This window comes from Mesorhizobium sp. M7A.F.Ca.CA.004.04.2.1, from assembly GCF_004022825.1.
Classification (GTDB): Bacteria; Pseudomonadota; Alphaproteobacteria; order Rhizobiales; family Rhizobiaceae; genus Mesorhizobium.
Window position 1 is genome coordinate 1 of sequence record NZ_RZPH01000535.1, and the last position, 4,092, is coordinate 4,092.

5 protein-coding genes are annotated in these 4,092 nt (G+C 64.3%); 3 read left to right on the forward strand and 2 right to left on the reverse strand.

Features of this window, described 5'->3' with window-relative positions; translation table 11 throughout:
* Together EN893_RS21905 and EN893_RS21910 are read left to right on the forward strand one after the other, a co-directional pair.
* On the forward strand, positions 1–571 hold a 571-nt coding region (locus EN893_RS21905; protein WP_128361769.1), incomplete at its 5' end, for an isocitrate lyase/phosphoenolpyruvate mutase family protein.
* Between the two features lie 14 nt (positions 572–585).
* Positions 586–1,584, forward strand: coding sequence for a proline racemase family protein (locus tag EN893_RS21910; RefSeq protein WP_127266632.1), 999 nt, complete (start codon positions 586–588; stop codon positions 1,582–1,584).
* A gap of 9 nt (positions 1,585–1,593) precedes the next feature.
* Here the strand turns inward: EN893_RS21910 and EN893_RS21915 are convergent, their stop codons facing one another.
* On the reverse strand, positions 1,594–2,304 hold the full coding sequence (locus EN893_RS21915; RefSeq protein ID WP_127266633.1) for a sulfate transporter family protein: 711 nt from the start codon (positions 2,302–2,304) through the stop codon (positions 1,594–1,596).
* 162 nt (positions 2,305–2,466) lie between these two features.
* Positions 2,467–3,384 (reverse strand): EamA family transporter, encoded by a 918-nt coding sequence (locus EN893_RS21920; protein WP_127266634.1) that lies wholly within the window; start codon positions 3,382–3,384, stop codon positions 2,467–2,469.
* 221 nt (positions 3,385–3,605) lie between these two features.
* Between EN893_RS21920 and EN893_RS21925 the strand changes: the two genes are divergently transcribed.
* The coding region (locus EN893_RS21925; protein ID WP_164773585.1) for an adenosine kinase at positions 3,606–4,092 on the forward strand (487 nt) is incomplete at its 3' end.

Below are 4,092 nucleotides of genomic sequence, written 5' to 3' on the forward strand. Positions count from 1 at the left end.
CCTCGAGAAAGGCAAGGGCGACAGCGCCGAGCAGGCCGCCGAAACCATCTTCGCGGCGGAAGCGGCCGGTCTTGCCGGCTGCTCGATCGAGGACCACACCGGCGATCCGGACAAGCCGATCTATGATTTCGCGCACGCCGTCGAGCGCGTTGCGGCGGCGGCGGAGGCGGCGCGAGCGCTGAAGCGCGATTTCGTCTTCACGGCGCGGGCTGAGAATTTCCTGTGGGGCAAGTCCGACCTCGACGACACCATCAAGCGGCTGCAGGCGTTCGAGAAGGCCGGCGCCGACGTGCTCTATGCGCCCGGTATCGGCGACGTCGAGATGATCCGCACGCTCTGCTCGGCGGTCAGCAAGCCGGTCAATGTCATGGCAAAGCCTGGCTTCACCATCGCCGACCTCGCCATGGCCGGCGTCAAGCGCATCTCGCTCGGGCCGTGGCTGACCAATTTCGCCTATGGCATGCTGGAAACGGCGGCGCGCGAGATCCAGCAGGACGGCACCTTCGGCTTCACCCGCGCCGCCATGCCGTTCGGCAAATTGCAAGCCCTCTTCGGCAAGTCTTCAGCTTGAACGGGGCCCATCGCATGACGCTTACCGTCGTCGATATGCATACCGGCGGCGAGCCGCTCAGGATCGTCACCGGCGGCTATCCCAGTGTCCCCAAGGGCACGATCCTGGAAAAGCGCGCCTATGTGCGCGACCATCTCGATCATCTCAGGAAGATCCTGATGTTCGAGCCGCGCGGCCATTACGACATGTATGGCGCCTTGCTGGTCGAACCCGACCTGCCCGGCGCCGACCTCGCCGTGCTGTTCATGCACAATGAGGGCTATTCGACGATGTGCGGCCACGCCATCGTCGCGCTCGGCCGCTACGCCGTAGATGAAGGATTGGTGGCGAAACAGGAACCAATCACGACAGTCAATATCGAGGCGCCGTGTGGGCTGGTCGTCGCCTCGGTCGAGGTCAGGGACGGCAAGGCCGGTGCGGTGTCGTTCGAAAGCGTGCCGGCGTTCCTGTTCGCCGGCGGGCAGACGATAGAGCTGGCGGGCCACGGCACGATCGGCTTCGACGTCGCCTATGGCGGCGCTTTCTACGCGCTGGCCGATTGTCACCAATTCGGGCTCGAATTCGCCAAAAGCCGGGTGCGCGATTTCGTCGATGCGGCAACGGCGCTGACGGACAGGCTCAAGGCCGAATTTCCGCTGTCGCATCCCGACCATGCCGACCTTGCCTTCCTCTACGGCACCATCCTGACCGATGGCCGCGATGCTTTTTCCGATGAGGTGACCAAGAACATCTGCGTCTTCGCCGAGGCGGAGGTCGACCGCTCGCCGACCGGTTCCGGCGTCACCGCGAGGCTGGCAGCCATGCATGCCAAGGGCGAGATCGCGATCGGACAGACGCGCACATTCGAAAGCATTGCCGGCTCGCGTTTTTCGGGAGCCGTGGTGCGGACTGCGAAGGCTGGCCCGCACGGGGCGATCATCGCCCGCGTCGGCGGCCGCGCCTATTATAGTGGCAGGACGGAGTTTATCGTCGAAGCGGACGACGAGCTCGGACGCGGATTCCTGTTGCGCTGAAGAAAATGCTCAGCGGCGCGAGGAGCGAGCCACTTCCCGCACCGAGATCGCCTTGTGCAGATGCACCATCACGGCGGCGGCGAAGAGCGGCGTCAGCAGGTTGAGCAACGGCACGGCGAGGAAAGCCGCGATGAGCAGCCCGGCGAGAAACACCGTGCCGGCATAGTGCCTGCGCAAGGCCCTGGCCTCTTCTTCCCCGCGAAAGCGCATGGCAGCGAATTCGAAGAACTCGCGCCCGAGCAGATAGCCGTTGACGATAAAGAAGGCGGCTATGTTGACGCCCGGCACCAGCAGAAGCAGCAGGGCGACGATGTTGCCGAGAATGACGACGCCGAGGAATCGCGCCGACAGCACCAGCGAGCGCAGCGCCGGCATGGCGCGACCGGTCGGATCGCCGGGATAGTCGGTGCGCTCGACCACTTCGGCGATATCGTCGAGGAACAGGCCGGCGACAACAGCCGTCACCGGCGCGATGAGCAATGCCATGCCGAAGGCAAGCGCTATCGCGGCGATGATGCCACCCAGCCAGCCGGCCCAGGACGGTATGCCGGGCAACAGCGTCTGCAGCCACGGCAGGGCGAGCCACTCGACGAGGCTGGTCAGGCCGAACCACAAGGCGACAAGCGCCAGCAGCGTCAGACCCAATGTCTTGAGGAACACGGCCCGAAAGGGAGGCGAGAGCAGCTCGAGGGCCGCAGTGCGGGCAGCGTCGAAAATCACCGTGCTTTACCCCCAGGTCACACCAGACACCGTCGAAAAGGCGGATGCTTCCGAGATAAGCAGAGCACGGCATGAGCGCAAGCAGGCCGGTTCTTTTGCTTTGACGCAATCCCCAATGCGCTTTTCCCGGGAAAACCGCTTCACACTTGTCCTGGAATTGCTCTACCGCGCAAATGCTGGCTTTCGAACCGGAATGGTCATGGCGGCGACCCCAGCCACGACAAAACCCATGCCCAGCCATGCCGTCGAGCCTAGGCTTTCGCCGAGGAAAAGGGCGCCGATGCCGACGCCGATCGGCACCCGCAGATAGGCCTGCGAGGTGGTGCCGACCGAACCCAACGTGTGGATGAGGCGGAAATAGATGACGAAGGCCAATGCGGTGGAAAACACCGACAGGCCGAGCAGGGCCAGAATCGACGCCGTTGAAGGCGCCAGCGTCCACGGCTGGTCGAACACCAGACTGAGGGGCACGAGGATGACGGCGCCGCACAGCATCGAACCGGCGGCAGGCAGCATCGGATCGAGACCCTTGAAGCCGCGGCCGAAAATGGCGGCCCCGGCATAGCAGATTGTTGCCGCTACGATGGCCAACTGCGCCCACAACTCGTGACCGAGGCCACCCAGTGCCTGCGTGCCGATGATGAGGCAGATGCCGGCAATGCCGGCGCCCACGCCAATCAGCTTGCGCAGCGTGACCGGCTCGTGGCGGGTGATGAGCGCTGTCAAGAGGAAGGTGAAGATCGGCGAGGTCGCATTCAGGATGGTGGCGAGGCCGGCATCGACCGAACGTTCCGCCGCGGCGATCAGGGTGAACGGGATGACGCTGTTGAGGCAGGCCTGGAAGGCGAAGCGGCGCCAGCTTGCCGCATCGCCCGGCATGGCGAGCCCGCGCCAGCGGAGGATGGCAAACAAGATACCACCGGCAATCAGGGTGCGGGCGGCGATGAAGGTGACCGGCGGGATGGTTTCGACGCCAATCTTGATGAAGGTGTAGGAGGCGCCCCAGAGCACCGCCAGCACGACGAGCAGCGCAAGGTCGGTGGTCATGTCGTTCTTTGCAGGCTCGTTCTTTGTCGGCATGGCTCGCCTTCAAACGGGATCGGGTGAGCCATGCTTGTAGGCGGTCCGGTGATGAAATGCTTCGGCCACGGTCGAATTGTCATAGCGCCTCGCGGCTGATGCGCCTTTTGCCTGTTCCGCCAAAGTTGCGTGTCACGCCCTAGGCAAACCGGTTTCAAATCGCTAGACCCGCGCCGGACCGGCGTGGCAAGAAGCCGGCTCGGGTTTTGGCGGAGATTTTGATGCCGGATTATGACGTGCTTTGCATCGGCAATGCCATTGTCGACATCATCGCCCAGTGCGACGAGGAGTTCCTCGAGACCAACGGCATCATCAAGGGCGCGATGAACCTCATCGACACACAGCGCGCCGAACTGCTCTACAGCCGCATGGGGCCGGCGATCGAGGCGTCCGGCGGCAGCGCCGGCAACACGGCGGCCGGCGTCGCCAGCTTCGGCGGCCGCGCCGCCTTCTTCGGCAAGGTCTCCAACGATGCGCTTGGCGAAATCTACGCGCACGACATCCATGCGCAGGGCGTCGCCTTCGACACCATACCGCTCAAGGGTGAGCCGACGACGGCGCGCTCGATGATCTTCGTCACGCCCGACGGCGAGCGCTCGATGAACACCTATCTCGGCGCCTGCGTCGAGCTTGGCCCTGAGGATGTCGAAGCCGACAAGGCGTCTGGCGCCAAGGTCACCTATTTCGAAGGCTATCTGTGGGACCCGC